11 protein-coding genes are annotated in these 13,863 nt (G+C 69.2%); 9 read left to right on the top strand and 2 right to left on the bottom strand.

What is annotated here, in order from left to right; translation table 11 throughout:
* Positions 1-122 precede the first annotated feature (122 nt).
* Positions 123-1,142, top strand: coding sequence for a UDP-glucose 4-epimerase GalE (gene galE, locus ACKI2N_RS33665; protein ID WP_420998153.1), 1,020 nt, complete (start codon positions 123-125; stop codon positions 1,140-1,142).
* 82 nt (positions 1,143-1,224) lie between these two features.
* Here the strand turns inward: galE and ACKI2N_RS33660 are convergent, their stop codons facing one another.
* A complete protein-coding gene (locus ACKI2N_RS33660) occupies positions 1,225-1,527 on the bottom strand; it encodes an H-NS family nucleoid-associated regulatory protein (protein WP_420998158.1) in 303 nt (100 codons plus the stop codon).
* Between the two features lie 342 nt (positions 1,528-1,869).
* Between ACKI2N_RS33660 and ACKI2N_RS33655 the strand changes: the two genes are divergently transcribed.
* From ACKI2N_RS33655 to ACKI2N_RS33645, 3 genes are all read left to right on the top strand, one after another.
* Positions 1,870-2,490 (top strand): flavin reductase family protein, encoded by a 621-nt coding sequence (locus ACKI2N_RS33655; protein WP_420998154.1) that lies wholly within the window; start codon positions 1,870-1,872, stop codon positions 2,488-2,490.
* A 163-nt stretch (positions 2,491-2,653) separates the two neighbouring features.
* Positions 2,654-4,408: a methyl-accepting chemotaxis protein gene (locus ACKI2N_RS33650; RefSeq protein ID WP_426990910.1), complete on the top strand. Its 1,755-nt coding sequence runs from the start codon at positions 2,654-2,656 to the stop codon at positions 4,406-4,408.
* Positions 4,409-4,552: 144 nt separating this feature from the next.
* Positions 4,553-6,499, top strand: coding sequence for a putative bifunctional diguanylate cyclase/phosphodiesterase (locus ACKI2N_RS33645; RefSeq protein WP_420998489.1), 1,947 nt, complete (start codon positions 4,553-4,555; stop codon positions 6,497-6,499).
* A gap of 17 nt (positions 6,500-6,516) precedes the next feature.
* On the opposite strand, the gene ACKI2N_RS33640 is transcribed toward ACKI2N_RS33645, so the two are convergent.
* A complete protein-coding gene (locus ACKI2N_RS33640) occupies positions 6,517-7,269 on the bottom strand; it encodes a hypothetical protein (protein ID WP_420998488.1) in 753 nt (250 codons plus the stop codon).
* Between the two features lie 538 nt (positions 7,270-7,807).
* Between ACKI2N_RS33640 and ACKI2N_RS33635 the strand changes: the two genes are divergently transcribed.
* The 5 genes from ACKI2N_RS33635 to ACKI2N_RS33615 all read left to right on the top strand — a co-directional run bounded on the left by ACKI2N_RS33635 (position 7,808) and on the right by ACKI2N_RS33615 (position 13,443).
* Positions 7,808-8,191, top strand: a complete 384-nt coding sequence (locus ACKI2N_RS33635; protein WP_420998487.1) for a response regulator — start codon at positions 7,808-7,810, stop codon at positions 8,189-8,191.
* 167 nt (positions 8,192-8,358) lie between these two features.
* Positions 8,359-8,835: a chemotaxis protein CheW gene (locus tag ACKI2N_RS33630; protein ID WP_420998486.1), complete on the top strand. Its 477-nt coding sequence runs from the start codon at positions 8,359-8,361 to the stop codon at positions 8,833-8,835.
* 46 nt (positions 8,836-8,881) lie between these two features.
* Complete coding sequence (locus ACKI2N_RS33625; RefSeq protein ID WP_420998485.1) at positions 8,882-10,531, top strand: methyl-accepting chemotaxis protein; 1,650 nt, start codon at positions 8,882-8,884, stop codon at positions 10,529-10,531.
* 254 nt (positions 10,532-10,785) lie between these two features.
* On the top strand, positions 10,786-12,585 hold the full coding sequence (locus ACKI2N_RS33620; protein ID WP_420998484.1) for a methyl-accepting chemotaxis protein: 1,800 nt from the start codon (positions 10,786-10,788) through the stop codon (positions 12,583-12,585).
* 123 nt (positions 12,586-12,708) lie between these two features.
* Positions 12,709-13,443, top strand: a complete 735-nt coding sequence (locus ACKI2N_RS33615; protein ID WP_420998483.1) for a DUF4088 family protein — start codon at positions 12,709-12,711, stop codon at positions 13,441-13,443.
* Positions 13,444-13,863 lie beyond the last annotated feature (420 nt).

The following is a 13,863-nucleotide window of genomic DNA, read 5'->3' as shown; positions in this document are numbered from 1 at the left end:
GCGCGGCCTGCCGCAATGGGCACAGGCCGGAGACGGCCGCCTGCGGGCCGCTTGCGGTGCGCAGCGCCGGGGCCGTTGCGGTGCCCGTTTCGCCTCTTTCCTCAACTTACCGATGAATCGCCATGTCTGAAACTCTGCTGCTCACGGGAGCCACCGGTTATATCGCCTCGCACACCTGGGTGGCCCTGCTCGAAGCCGGCTATCGCGTGATCGGCCTGGATAATCTCTGCAATAGCAACCGCGTGGTGGTGGAGCGGCTGGCGCAGATAACCGGGCAGCGCCCGGATTTTGTCGAAGGCGACGTGCGCGACCGGGCCTTGCTGGACCGCCTGTTCGCCGAGCACCGCATCACCGGGGCGATTCATTTCGCCGCGCTCAAGGCGGTGGGCGAATCGGTCGCCAAGCCGCTCGATTATTACGGCAATAATCTCGGCGGCCTGCTCACGCTGTGCTCGGCAATGAACGCGGCCGGCGTGAAGCAACTGGTGTTCAGTTCGTCGGCCACGGTTTATGGCAATCCGCATACCGTGCCCATCCTCGAGGACTTTCCGCTGTCGGCCACCAACCCCTACGGCCAGACCAAGCTGATGGGCGAGCAGATCCTGCGCGACCTGGAGCATTCGGACCCGTCGTGGCGCATTGCCTACCTGCGTTATTTCAATCCGGTGGGCGCGCACGAAAGCGGCCTGATCGGCGAGGACCCGGGCGGCGTGCCCAATAACCTGATGCCCTACGTGGCGCAGGTCGCCGGCGGCCGGCGCGAGAAACTGATGGTGTACGGCGGCGACTATCCGACCGTGGACGGCACCGGCGTGCGCGACTATATCCACGTGTGCGACCTGGCCAACGGCCACCTCGATGCGCTGGTTTACCTGCGCGACAAGCAGCAGTGCCTGACCGTGAATCTCGGCACCGGCCGCGGCTACAGCGTGCTGGAAGTGGTGGCGGCTTACCAGCGCGCCAGCGGCAGGCCGGTGCCGTACGAGATCGTGGCGCGCCGCCCCGGCGACATCGCCTCGTGCTATGCCGATCCGGCGCTGGCGCAGTCGCTGATCGGCTGGCGGGCAAAGCACGACATCGACCGCATGTGCGAGGATTCCTGGCGCTGGCAGTCCATGAACCCGCTCGGCTTCGGCGGCTGAGCCGCCGGGCCTGCGGCAGGCCGGAACGAGAAACGGCCGGGCGCTGGCCCGGCCGTTTTCACGCCTGCGGCGAAAACCCGGTTCAGATCAGGAAGTCGTCGATGCTCTTGCCGGAGGCCAGGGCCTGGGTCAGCCAGCCCGGACGCTTGCCGCGGCCGGTCCAGGTATTGCCCGCGCTGTCGCGGTAGCGCACCGGCACCTTGCGGGTGGCCTTCTTGCTGGCCGCCGGCTTGGTGCCGAAGCCGAGGTCGTCGGCGGTGAGGCCATATTGCTCGATTTTCTCGCGAATATCGGCAATGACGGTCGCCTGTTCGCGTGCCTTGATTTCCTCGGCCTGCTTCTGGAGTTCGCTGATTTTCTGAACAATTTCCTGATAAGTCGCCATTACGAGCCTCGATTTACTGGGTGAGCGGGTGAGAGTGGGACGATTATAACGGCACGCGGCGATCCTGCATATGCCCATGCCGGCGGAAAAGAGAATTCTGATAAATCGGGCCCGGCGCCAAATTAATGAACTTCCGCGGCAATCGCAGGTCCACCCCGGCGCGGCATTTTCCACACCCGCGCGAGGGGCCACGAAAATGAGACACCGCTCATTTGCACGCTTTGTCGCGATGGTGCGGGGGAAATACCCCTCCAGGGTATTGGTCATCGCCGTCGGGTGCGTTTGCTGCAACAATGGCGGCCTGCTCGCCATTCCACCCGTATTCCTTGCCACTACGCTGCCATGCCATCCGATCTCATTAACACTGCGGCGGCCGCCGCCGGTATCCCCGCCGGGGTCATTCCCGTGGAACTGGCCAAGGCCTATCGCCTGCTCAATCACGGGCCGGTGACGCTGGTCACCAGCGCGCACGGCGGCCGGCGCAATGTCATGGCCGCCTCCTGGGCCATGCCGCTGGATTTCAAGCCGGCCAAGGTGGTGGTCGTCATCGATGCCAGCACGCTCACGCGCGAACTGGTGGAGGCGTCCGGCGAGTTCGCGCTGAACATCCCGGCCCGCTCCCAGGCCTCCGCCACGCTCGCGGTCGGCTCGCGCTCCGGGCGCGAGACCGACAAATTCGCCGCCGCGGGTTTGTCCACGTTCCCGGCGCGGGAAATCGGCGCGCCGCTGCTGGCGGGATGCCTGGGCTGGCTGGAATGCCGGGTGATTCCCGAGCCGCAGAATGCCGCGCGCCATGACCTGTTTATCGCCGAAGTGGTGGCCGCGTGGGCCGATTCCGCCGCGTTTTCGGCCGGCCGCTGGCATTTTCCCGACAGCGAGCGCCGCTCGATGCACTATCTGGCCGGCGGCGCGTTTTTTGCCACCGGCGAGGCGTTCGAGGTCGAAACGGAAGGGGACGCATAAGCCACCACATAAGCGGCCGCATAAGCCGCGTGGCGGTCACCGCACCTTCTCAAGGATTCTCGGGCGCTCGCCGTTATTTGCCATGAGCGGGCCGCAGGGGTGTCGGTCCGCCGGGCCGGGGCCGGAGGAGGTTCCGCGCGTTTCTTACCGTATCAGGTGCTTTATGTCGTTCCATAACAATATCCAGATCAAGACCTTGCTGCGTGGAGCGATGGCCTTGTTGTCCGCCTTGCTCGTGCTGGTCGGCGCGGCCGGACTGCACGGCATATCGCGCAGCAACGAAGCGCTCCAGGAGACTTATGGCAACCAGCTCGCCTCGGCCCAGGCGCTGAGCGAGACCATGCTCGGCACCACCCGCATGCGCCTGGCGCTGGACCGTGGCGTGATGCCCGGCGGCGGCACCGACGGCAAGGCGGTGGTGGCCCGCTCGACGACCTTCGTCGACAGCGCGGAGGCGGCATGGAAGCGCTACGCGGCGCTGCCGCAGAGCGCCGAGGAAAAGGCCCTGGCCGACGAAGTGGACCGCAAGCGCCGCGATTTCATGGACAAGGGCATCAAGCCGCTGCAGAAGGCGCTGCTGGAGAACGACGCCGAACAGGCGCTGACCCTCGCCAAGAACGGCCTGCCCGACCTGCAGCGCAGCCTGGCGACCGCCTACGAGGCCCTGCAGGGCTACCAGTTCCGCGCCGGCGAGGAAAACTTCAGTGCCGCGCAGGCCGGCTACCAGCGCGTGCGCATGCTGTCGTTTGCGCTGATCGTGCTCGGCCTGCTGGTGGCGGCGTTCTCCACGCTGGCCCTGCACCGGGCCATCGTGCGGCCGGTGGAAGAGGCCCTGGCGGTGTTCGAGCGCATCGCCGCCGGCGACCTGACCTCGCGCATCGTCAACGTGTCGCGCAATGAGATCGGGCGCATGATGCAGGCGCTCGGCGCCATGCAGGACAGCCTGTCGAACATCGTCGCGCAGGTGCGCGGCGGCACCGATTCCATCGCCTCGGCCACCGCGCAGATCGCCACCGGCAACCTCGACTTGTCCCAGCGCACCGAAGAGCAGGCATCCTCGCTCGAGCAGACCGCCGCCAGCATGGAAGAGCTGACCACGGTGGTGCGCCAGAACGCCGACAACGCACGCCAGGCCGGCAAGCTGGCCGGCGACGCCTCGCAGATCGCCCTCAAGGGCGGCGACGTGGTGGGCCGCGTGGTCGATACCATGAACGAGATCAACGGTTCGTCGCGCAAGGTGGTGGAGATCATCGGCGTGATCGAAGGCATTGCCTTCCAGACCAATATCCTGGCGCTCAACGCGGCGGTGGAAGCCGCGCGCGCCGGCGAGCAGGGCCGCGGCTTCGCGGTGGTGGCCGGCGAGGTGCGCAGCCTGGCCCAGCGCTCGGCCGCCGCCGCCAAGGAAATCGAGGCGCTCATCAGCGAGTCCGGCCAGCGCGTGGAAAGCGGCACGCGGCTGGTGGCGGAGGCCGGCCAGACCATGGGCGAGATCGTCGGTGCGGTCAAGCGCGTGACCGACATCATGAACGAGATCGGCGCGGCCACCCAGGAGCAGACCAGCGGCATCGAGCAGGTCAACCAGGCGGTCACGCAGATGGACCAGGCCACGCAGCAGAACGCCGCGCTGGTGGAGGAAGCCGCCGCCGCGGCGGGCGCGCTGGAAGAACAGGCGCAGAAGCTTAACGGCGTGGTGTCGGTGTTCCGGCTCGCCGGCGGCCACGCGGGCGCCGGCGCGGACGGTCTCGCCAAGGCGCCGGCGGCCGCGCCCCGACGTGTCGCCAGGCCCGCCGCCGCGGCACCGGTGCGCAAGCCCGCCGCGCCCGCGCGGCCGCGCAAGCCGGCTGCGGCCGTGGCGCCGGCGCTGCGCGCGCCGGTGCTCGCGGCCGGCGCCGGCGGCGACGACTGGAGCGCCTTCTGACCCATGCCGGCGCGCCCGCAGCCGTTTTCCTTTTCGGGGAAGCCTGCGTGATGCGATGATGCGGGTCTCGCGCCCGCATCGACCGCATCGACCGCATCGTCGCGCCATCATCGCTCTCAATTTTTGCGCAGCTTCCTTATTGACATGAGTGCTAGCCTTCTGCTGCTCGCTGCTCTCTTTGGCCTCGCGGTCGGGTTGGGCATACGCGCAGCCAAGCCGGACCGGGAGCTGGCACGCGGCCCCGCCAGGTCGCTGCAATGGGCGTTCCTGCTGCTTTCGCCGGCCTCGGTCGGCCTGCCGCTGTGGGTCGTGGTGGGCTCGGGCAGCCTGCGGCTCTCGCGCGGGGTGCTACAGACCACGGCCGCCCTGGCCGTGACCGCCGCGGTGGCGCTGGCCATTCCCTGGCTGCGCCGCAAGGCGCCGGTGCTGCGCGGCGGCGTGCTGCTGGCCACGCTGGCCGGCGCCGGCGTGGTGGTGGCCGCGGGCGCCCGCCTGAGCACGCTGTGCGGCGACGGTTCGCGCCTGTCGGCGCTGTGCGCCGAGCCGGCCGGCTTCGTGCAGCCGGCGTGGCTGGCCGCGGGCGCGCTGGTGGCGCTGCCGCTGGGCTTTTTCTGGCTGCGCCGCGCCAACCCGCACGGCTGGCACCTCGCCACCGCCTCCGGCTACGGCGGCGCCGACGCCGGCGGGCTGGACGAACTGCCGGACGAGCTGCCGGCCGGCCCGGCCGCCGGCACCCAGCCGGTGCGCCGGCGCGGCCGCATTCCCGGCCGCCTGACGGTGCGTACCGGCGCGCGCGGCCAGGGCACGGTCGGCGAGTACAGCGTGAGCACCGACCTGCCCGACCGCGGCGCCTTCGCGCGCTGGCTCGACCAGTCGATCGCGCAGGCGCGGCTGGCCGAGACCGGCTGCGCCGTGCTGCTGGTGCATATCGCCGACTTCCGCGAGGTCGACGAAGTCTTCGAGGTGCGGGCCGACGACATCCTGGCCCAGGACGCCGGCGCGCTGGCCCAGGCCGCGCTGGAGCCGCACGATTTCCTCGCCCGCCTGGCGCGCGACGAGTTCGCCGTTGGCGTGCCCGAGCTGGTGCAGCAAGGCCGCGCCAACGAGCTGGGCTCGCGCCTGCTGGGCTCGCTGGCGGAGTTCGTGGCCGCGCGCGGGCTGCAGATGCAGATCGGGGTGAACATCGGCATCGCCATCTACCCACGCGATGCCCAGACCTCCGAAGCGCTGATGCAGGCCGCGCGCGTGAGCCTGACCGAGGCGCGCGAAAGCGGCTCCAACCAGGTCCGCGTGTTCAATTCCGCGGCCGGCGAGCGCGCGCGGCGCATGCGCGTGATCCGGCGCGACCTCTGGCTGGCCATCCAGGACGACGGCCTCTCGCTGCAGTTCCAGCCCAAGTTCGACGTGCGCCAGCGCACCGTGGTGGGCGCCGAGGCGCTGTGCCGCTGGCGCCATCCCACGCTGGGCGCGGTCAATCCGGCCGAGTTCATCACCGTGGCGGAGCAGTCCGGGCAGATCGACAAGCTCGACGACTGGGTCATCGCCACGGTCTGCCGGCAGATCCGCCAGTGGCAGGACGCCGGCATCCCGACCGTGCCGGTGGCCATCAACGTCTCCGGGCTGCGTTTTGCCAGCCGCGATTTCCCGCAGTACCTGCTCGAGCAGATCCACCAGCACGACATCCCGCCGTCGGCGGTCACGCTGGAGATCACCGAGACCGCGGCGATGAAGGACATCGCGCAGTCGCTCGAGACCCTGGTCGAGCTGCAGGCGCTCGGCATCCACGTGGCGCTCGACGATTTCGGCAGCGGCTACTCCAGCCTCGGCTACCTCAAGCGGCTGCGCGTGGGCACCCTGAAGATCGACCGCACCCTGATCGGCGGGCTCGACGTCGACGCGCAAGGGCGTGCCATCGTCGGCTCGATGGTGGCGCTGGCGCACGAGCTGCGCATGCGCGTGGTGGCCGAAGGGGTGGAGTCGAACTCGCAGCTGGACATCCTCGCCGCCATGGGCTGCGACGAAGTACAGGGCTACCTGTTGTCGCTGCCGCTCGACGCCGGCGCCTTCGCGGAACTGATGTCGGCCGCCTGAACGCCCGGCCGGCGCCTTCAGCGCCGCGGCGTGAACGGCTCCGGCAGCGCACCGCCCGGCGGGAACAGGGCCAGCAGGCGGGTGAAGTGCCCGCTCTCGGGCGCCAGCAGGGCAAAGCGGGTCTCGCAATGGTGCCCCGTCACCGCGCCCAGGCGCCGCAGCTGCTGGCTGCACGCCACCAGCGACGGCAGTCCGCGCGGCAGGTAGATGCTGGCCAGCAGCGCTTCCGGCTCGATGCGCGTGCGCCCGTGGAAGCGCACCAGCTGCATCAGCAGCTCATCGGCCATGCAGGACTCCCCGGCGGTATCCAGGTGCAGCGCGAGGCCGACGGCGTCGCGGCTTGCCACCGCGTGCACGTCCTGCCACGACAGCGGCATGGGGCCGTCTTCCAGCACCGGCGCGAACAGCACCGAAGCCAGCAGCTGCAGGGTCCGCGGCAGCGCCTCGGCGGCGGTGGGCACGACCGGCCCGCAGCCGGCCGCCGCCGCCACGGTGCCGTCCACCAGCACCGTGAGCACCAGCCGCTCCGGATGGCGCAGCGAGCGCAGGCGCTGCGCCTGCGTGGCGCCGATCTGCCGCTCGACGATGACGATCTGCGCGTCGGCTGGCTGCCGCGGGCGCCGCGACAGCCACTGCAGCCGGCCGCCGAAATCCGGCAGCAGCGTCAGCAAGGCATCGGGCGCGCCCTGGACGAACACCGTGAGCCTGTCGGGGCGGCGCGCTGGCGGCACCTCGCGCTGGTTCCACGGCGGGCCTGGCAAATTCGACATGATGACGTTCCGATGAGGTCGCGGCCCGCTTCCCGGGCGGCGCGGACCTTGTGCCATCGCGCGGCAAGCGCGGGGCGCATCCTGCTGCGGGCGACGTAGTATGCCGACCCGCCGCGGCCTGCTGCACCCCATGCAGGTAGGGTAAGCGGATTTCCGGCGATCGGTTATCCGCGGCGCTCGCCGGGACATCGCCGGCGCATCGCCGGGACATCGCCGGGGCGGCGGGCGGTCCGCCGCGGGAGTCCGGGGCGCGCAGCGGATAGCGGCGCCGCGTCACATTCGCGCGCAACCGTGCGCCGGCATCCGCATTCGGCCTACGGATTTCGCCGCCGCTGCCGATATGCCCCGCAGGGGCGCTCTTTGCACCGGCCGTGCCGGTTCGCGCGCGGGCGCCAGTCTCTGCCTCGTCGCCGGCGCATGCCACAACGCGCAGGGCGTCCGCCGGGCTTATGCCGCCCGGGGCAAGAACGAACACCGGTCCACCAGGCCAGACAGCCGCGTCTCGTGGACTCACCATCGTGCTGTCAACGGAGCCGCCATGTCTTTGCCTCATATTCTAGTCGTCGACGATTCCCCCTCCTTGCGCCGCATGATCGGCGCCTGCCTGCGCACGGGCGGCTATGCCGTGTCCGAAGCGGCCGATGGCAGCGAGGCCCTGGCCATGGCGCAGCAGGCATCGTTCGGCATGCTGGTGACCGACCAGGTCATGCCCGGCACCGACGGCCTGACCCTGATCCGCACGCTGCGCGCCACCGGCGCCTACGCCGCCATCCCCATGCTGATGCTGACCACCGAGGCCGACGGCCAGGTGCGCGAGCAGGCGCGCGTGGCCGGCGCCTCGGGCTTCCTGGCCAAGCCGTTCGACCCGGATCAGTTGATGGAGGCCGTGGGCGCGCTGCTGGACCCTACCAAAGTAGGGTAAATGCATTGTCATTGTTACCCTTCAGTCATCTCGCCCGCTGCCGTTAAGTAGGGAACGACATTCGTGCCCCGGCGGCCCCGGGTCTCGGCCGGCTGCCCGCCCGCGGGCTGGCCGGCCCGGGCTTTGGTCGCGCCCCGAGGCCGGAACTGGCAAGGGGGAGCCGATAAATGAAAAACGGGATCAAGACAGAAGGGACGGGCGAGGAATTCCTCGCCTTCAGGCTGGGCGGCGAGGAATACGGCATCGACATCCTCAAGGTGCAGGAGATCCGCGGCTACGAGAACGTCACGCAGATCGCCAACGCGCCCGAGTACCTGAAGGGCGTGATCAACCTGCGCGGCATCATCGTGCCCATCATCGACCTGCGCATCAAGTTCCGCCAGGCCAAGATCGCCTATGACCAGTACACGGTCGTGATCATCGTCGAACTGCACGAGCAGACCACCGGCATCGTGGTCGACGGCGTCTCCGACGTGCTGACGCTGGGTGCCGGGCAGATCCGCCAGGCCCCCCAGCTTTCCGGCGAAACGGAATACATCCGCGGCATCGGCTCGGTCGAAGACCGCATGCTGATCCTGGTCGATATCGAGAAACTGCTGGACACGGAAGAGCTCGCGGCACTCGAAGCTGCCGTTGCCGCCTGAGGCGGCGACCTTCCGCGCAAGCCCGATCCACGCAGTTTTCCCAGCCATGCGAAATAACCAGCCTGTTACCAACCGGGAGTTCAAGCTCTCTCCGGACGATTACCTCATCTCGCGGACCGACCTGAAGGGCCGCATCACGTTCGCCAACCGCGCCTTCATCGAGGCCAGCGGTTTCCCGGCCGAAGAACTGCTCGGCGCCGCGCACAACCTGGTGCGCCATCCGGACATGCCGCCCGAGGCCTTCGCCGACCTGTGGCAGACCATCCAGGCCGGCCGCTCCTGGGTCGGCATGGTCAAGAACCGCCGCAAGAACGGCGACTTCTACTGGGTCAGCGCCACGGTGACGCCCACCGTGGTCGACGGCCAGCTGGTGGGCTACACCTCGGTGCGCGCCATGCCGCAGCGCGAACAGGTCGAGGCGGCCGAGGCCGCCTATGCGCGCCTGCGCCAGGACCAGGGCCGGCGCCTGGCGGTGCGTGACGGCGCGGTGGTGCGCCGCGGCCTGCCCGGCCTGTTCGGCCGGCTGCGCAAGGTGACGCTCCGGCGCCGCATCGTGCTGTCGCAGGCGGTGGGCCTAGTGTGGTTCCTGGCCGCGCTGGCGGCGTTCGAGCTGCTGGCCGGCGACGGTGGCGGCGCGGGCGCGCTGCGGCCGTGGCTGTGGGGCGGCTTCGCGCTGGCGGTGGCGTCGTCGTTCGTGGCCGGCTCGCTGTTGCTGGCGCGGGTGAACCGGCCCGTGCGCGACATGCTGGACTTCGCCCTGCGCATGGGCGCCGGCGACCTCACCACCCACCTGGACTACCGCGCCTCCGACGAAATGGGCGGGCTGGCGGGCGCCATGCGCACCATGCAGCGCAGCCTGCTGTCGGTGGTCGGCGAGATCCAGGAGGGCATGTCCAGCATTTCCTCCGCCACGCGCCAGGTGGCCGCGGGCAACAGCGACCTGTCGCAGCGCACCGAGCAGCAGGCGGCCTCGCTGGAGGAAACCGCCTCCAGCATGGAAGAGCTGACCAGCACCGTGCGCCAGAACGCGGACAACGCGCGCCAGGCCACCGGCCTGGCCGCCAATGCCTCGGAGACCGCCGTGAAGGGCGGCGAAGCGGTGGGCCGCGTGGTGCAGACCATGGACGAGATCACCGAGGCTTCGAAGAAGATCGTCGACATCATCAGCGTGATCGAAGGCATTGCCTTCCAGACCAACATCCTGGCGCTCAACGCGGCGGTGGAAGCCGCGCGCGCCGGCGAACAGGGCCGCGGCTTCGCGGTGGTGGCCGGCGAAGTGCGCGGCCTGGCGCAGCGCAGCGCCAATGCCGCCAAGGAAATCAAGGGCCTGATCGGCGACTCGGTGGCGCGCGTGGAAAACGGCTCGGCGCTGGTGGACCAGGCCGGCAAGACCATGAACGAGATCGTGCAGGCGGTCGAGCGCGTGACCGGCATCATGAGCGAGATCAGCGCGGCTTCGGCCGAGCAGAGCTCGGGCATCGAGCAGGTCAACCAAGCCGTGGCGCAGATGGACGAGGTGACGCAGCAGAACGCGGCGCTGGTGGAGCAGGCGGCGGCCGCGGCCGGCTCGCTGGAGGACCAGGCCAAGCGCCTGCGCGACGCGGTGGCCACGTTCCGCGTCAGCCTGCGCCCCGAGGCGCGGCCCGTGCGCGCGAGCCGCGCGGCCCAGGGCGGGCCGCTGCCGAGGGCGGCCTGACAAGGGCGGGAAGCATACCCGGCGGGCAGGCCATTCGCTGCAAGCCGGCAAGCAGTGCAAGGAAGTACCCGGCAGGACACGGACGGCAAGGGCGGCAGCCCGGCTGCCGGCCGTCCTCCGGCTGAAGTGGTCAGTCTGAAAACATTGGTTCTGGAAAACAAGAAATAGCGCCGCCGTTCCGCGGTGGCCGGCACCCGCCGGCCAGGACAGGCTGGCATCTGGTCAAGTCATTCAGAAAAAAGAGGTAGTCTGCAATGCAATGGTTCAATCAGCTGCGCGTCACGACCAAGCTGGTCGCTGGCTTTCTGGTCGTGTCGCTCATCGGCGCGGTGATAGGGTTGCTCGGCGTCGTCAACATGGGCCGCATGGCCGACTGGACCGGCAAGATCTACCACGATGACCTGCAGTCGCTCAAGGGCGTGCAGGGCGCCAACATCGACCTGCTCTATTCCAGCCGCGCGCAGATCGCGCTGCTGTCCGCGTCGACCATGGGCGAGCGCGCCGCCGAGAAGGAACAGATCGAGAAAGCGCTGGCCGCTCTCGACGAGCGCATGAAGGCGGCGCGCGTCGCCTTCACGCAGCCCGAGGGCGAGGCCCTGCTCAAGCAGTTCGACACCCTGCTGCCGGCCTACCGCCAGCGCATCGGCGCCTATGTGACGCTGGTGGGCAAGCAGCCGCTCGATACCTCGCAGTTCGAGAGCCAGGTGTTCAGCGAAAGCGCCGACCTGATCAAGGACAGCCGCGCGCTCGAAGACGTGATGACCAAGATGGTCAAGCGCCGCGACGAGCGCGCGCTGGCCAACATGGAAGAAGCGCGCGGCGTCTACGAGGCTTCGCGCCTGTGGATGCTGGGCATGGTGCTCGGCGCGCTGGCCCTGTCGGTGGCGCTGGGCGCCTTCCTGGCCCGCACGCTGTCGCGCCAGCTCGGCGGCGAGCCCGGTTATGCCGCGGCCATCGCGGCGCGCATCGCCGGCGGCGACTTCTCCGGCGAGGTCAAGCTGCGCCGCGGCGACAAGGCCAGCCTGCTGCACGCCATGAAGCAGATGCAGGAGCAGCTGTCGGCCACGCTGCGCGATTTCAAGGATTCGGCCGAATCGATCGCCTCGGCCTCGCGCCAGATCGCCGCGGGCAACAGCGACCTGTCGCAGCGCACCGAGCAGCAGGCGGCCTCGCTGGAGGAAACCGCCTCCAGCATGGAAGAGCTGACCAGCACCGTGCGCCAGAACGCGGACAACGCGCGCCAGGCCAGCGGCCTCGCCGCCAACGCGTCGGAGACCGCCGTGAAGGGCGGCGAAGTGGTCGGCCGGGTGGTGGAAACGATGGACGAGATCAACGATGCTTCGAAGAAGATCGTCGACATTATCGGCGTGATCGAAGGCATTGCGTTCCAGACCAACATCCTGGCGCTGAACGCCGCGGTGGAAGCGGCGCGTGCCGGCGAGCAGGGCCGCGGCTTCGCGGTGGTGGCCGGCGAGGTGCGCAGCCTGGCGCAGCGCAGCGCCAACGCCGCCAAGGAAATCAAGGGCCTGATCGGCGACTCGGTGGCGCGCGTGGAGAATGGCTCGGCGCTGGTTGGCCAGGCCGGCAAGACCATGGGCGAGATCGTGCAGGCGGTCAAGCGCGTGACCGACATCATGGGCGAGATCAGCGCGGCTTCGGCCGAGCAGAGCTCGGGCATCGAGCAGGTCAACAAGGCCGTCACGCAGATGGACGAGGTCACGCAGCAGAATGCCGCGCTGGTCGAGGAAGCCGCCGCCGCGGCCGGTTCGCTCGAAGACCAGGCCTCGCGCCTGCAGGCTTCGGTGGCCAGCTTCCGCCTGGCCGACGCGCAAGCCACCGCCGGCTCCCGCGTGGAAACGCCGCGCGGCAAGGCGCCGGCGGTCCTGCGGCGCGTCGAGCCGAGGGCCGTGGCGCCGGTTGCCGTCGAGGACCATGCCGCCGGCGAGGCCGCGCCGGCCGACAAGCCCGCGCAGGAAGCCCCGGCAGCCCCGGCGCGTGCCGCCCGTCCCGCCGCGCTGGCCGCATCGGACAACGGCGACTGGAGCGCTTTCTGAGGCGAAACCATCGAGGCCGGACCTTTGCGGCGATGACCCCAAGGCCCGGCCCGCGCGGCAACGGCGCAGCCTGAGGCCGCCCGCCGGCGCCGCTGCCCGGCGCCACCGTCAGCACTGGACCCCATGACCACGGAAATCTCCCTCGCGCTGCCTGCAGAGGCCGCCACCAAGCTACGCGCGGAGTTCGACCACTTCGTCAAGCTCTCGACCGGGCTGGACAGCGAATTCACGCCGCCGGACTTCGACGATTTCCTGCGCGCGCGCCTGCTTCACCACGACGGCCCGCTGACCGAGCGCGCCGTCACGCGCCTGCTCTCCGGCGGCGAATACGCCTGGGCCAAGCGCGTCTTCAACAAGCAGCTGCCCAACGCCATGGCCACGCTCATGCGCGATGCGCAGCGCTTCGGCTATGGGCTGGCCGTGCGCTACGAATGGACGCCCCAGGAGCGCCTGTCGCACGCCCGCGAGTGGTCGCGGCAGATCCTGGAGGATGCCGGCGCCGACCTCGCCTTCACCGAGCCGCTGGCCTCGCAGCTGGCCGGCTGCGCGGTGGATATCCGGACGCTGGAGGAACAGATGCAGACGCCGGCCTGGCGCGTGGCCGAGAGCCTGCGCAGCCGCGTCTACGACGTCATGTACCGGGTGCAGACCGAGCGCGGCGCAGGCGCGGCGCGCGCGCGCCTGGGCGAGCTGCGGGCGCTGCTGGCGCTGGCCATGGACTACGGCACCGTGAATGCCGACGAGGTCGCGCGCGTCATGGAGCAGGTGGAGCAGACCTGCCCGCACCTGTTCCGCGAGGAGCCCGACGACCTGTTCGCGCGGGTGGCGGCATGGCTGCGCAAGGCCCTACTGCAGTGAGCGCCGGCAGGTCAATAGAGGAATATGACTACGGGGTGCCCGATGCTGTTTTTCCCTGGCGTTTTCGGGTAACGCATGATGCATTTTGGAGGCTTTCTTCTGTTACAAATCAGTAACAGATTTGATGCAAATCACATGACAATTTGGTGACTTGTTACAAACTTCGCGGCCCATGTATGTTTCGTGCGACATTTGTTTAACCCAACGTTAGAGGGGATTGGCAGTCCGGTCCAATTGCCGATATAACTCTCATAGTCTTACTTACACTCTGTAACACTTGTAACGGTTGAGATAAGTCTGACCAAGCGCAGTTCCTTAGTCGTACGCAGTACCCGTCGCACACGCACACAAACGATCTGGTCGCCTTCAGCCTTGCGCTGCGGGTAAGCGCCGGACAAGCGGTCGAAGGGTTTTTGGTAG

This window comes from Cupriavidus sp. 30B13 (assembly GCF_049059565.2).
Taxonomy (GTDB): domain Bacteria; phylum Pseudomonadota; class Gammaproteobacteria; order Burkholderiales; family Burkholderiaceae; genus Cupriavidus.
Note: the sequence above shows the minus strand (reverse complement) of the source record. Positions and strands in the feature narration are given on the sequence as shown.

Bases quoted from the DNA above. Each gene is read 5' to 3' on its own strand.
- galE (WP_420998153.1), top strand. From the start codon at position 123: ATGTCTGAAACTCTGCTGCTCACGGGAGCCACCGGTTATATCGCCTCG.
- ACKI2N_RS33660 (WP_420998158.1), bottom strand. From the start codon at position 1,527: ATGGCGACTTATCAGGAAATTGTTCAGAAAATCAGCGAACTCCAGAAG.
- ACKI2N_RS33655 (WP_420998154.1), top strand. From the start codon at position 1,870: ATGCCATCCGATCTCATTAACACTGCGGCGGCCGCCGCCGGTATCCCC.
- ACKI2N_RS33650 (WP_426990910.1), top strand. From the start codon at position 2,654: ATGTCGTTCCATAACAATATCCAGATCAAGACCTTGCTGCGTGGAGCG.
- ACKI2N_RS33645 (WP_420998489.1), top strand. From the start codon at position 4,553: ATGAGTGCTAGCCTTCTGCTGCTCGCTGCTCTCTTTGGCCTCGCGGTC.
- ACKI2N_RS33640 (WP_420998488.1), bottom strand. From the start codon at position 7,269: ATGTCGAATTTGCCAGGCCCGCCGTGGAACCAGCGCGAGGTGCCGCCA.
- ACKI2N_RS33635 (WP_420998487.1), top strand. From the start codon at position 7,808: ATGTCTTTGCCTCATATTCTAGTCGTCGACGATTCCCCCTCCTTGCGC.
- ACKI2N_RS33630 (WP_420998486.1), top strand. From the start codon at position 8,359: ATGAAAAACGGGATCAAGACAGAAGGGACGGGCGAGGAATTCCTCGCC.
- ACKI2N_RS33625 (WP_420998485.1), top strand. From the start codon at position 8,882: ATGCGAAATAACCAGCCTGTTACCAACCGGGAGTTCAAGCTCTCTCCG.
- ACKI2N_RS33620 (WP_420998484.1), top strand. From the start codon at position 10,786: ATGCAATGGTTCAATCAGCTGCGCGTCACGACCAAGCTGGTCGCTGGC.
- ACKI2N_RS33615 (WP_420998483.1), top strand. From the start codon at position 12,709: ATGACCACGGAAATCTCCCTCGCGCTGCCTGCAGAGGCCGCCACCAAG.